The organism is Pseudomonas sp. RA_35y_Pfl2_P32 (genome assembly GCF_963970735.1).
In the GTDB taxonomy this organism is placed as follows: Bacteria; Pseudomonadota; Gammaproteobacteria; order Pseudomonadales; family Pseudomonadaceae; genus Aquipseudomonas.
Window position 1 is genome coordinate 1 of sequence record NZ_CAXAQF010000137.1, and the last position, 602, is coordinate 602.

Sequence of the window (602 nt, forward strand, 5' to 3'; positions counted from 1 at the left end):
GACACCGACGACCTTGCCCGGCTTGCCGTCCGGGTCGCGCAGCACGTGGTTGCGCGCCATTATCCAGCGCACACTGCCGTCGGGCAGTTGCAGACGATATTCATTGGCACCGTCGCCGCCAGTCGCACGGACATGCGCGATTGTAGCCTGCATCTTGGGCAGGTCCTGCGGGTGGATGCGCGCCATCACGTCCGCCAGCGTAACGCCCCGCGCCACATGCTCCGGGCTGAAACCGTATAGCGCGGCAAACTCGCTATCGCTCTCGAAACGGTCGTTCGCCATATCGTAGGTCCACACCCCCACCCCGTCCATCGCCTGCAGCACCATCCGCGTGCGCGTTTCGGCCGCCAGCAACTCCTGATGCTGTCGCCGCTCCTCGGTAATGTCGCGGGCGCTGGTGTAGAGTCGGTCCCCGAACATCATGGTTTTCCACGCAAAGGTGCGGTAGTCGCCCTCCCTGGTCCGCAAGCGCTTCTCCAGCCGGTGGGTCGTTTCGGCGGCGGCGATGCGTGCGATCTCGGCGGCACTGCCACCAGTGTCTTCGGGATGGCGCAACCATTGCGAATCGCGGCCCAGGATATGTTCGGCGGACCATCCCAGCG

1 protein-coding gene is annotated in these 602 nt (G+C 65.3%); it reads right to left on the reverse strand.

Annotated features, from left to right (window positions below):
* Positions 1–602 (reverse strand): PAS domain-containing protein (locus tag AACY45_RS27505; protein ID WP_339548607.1); only part of this gene is annotated, 602 nt, incomplete at both ends.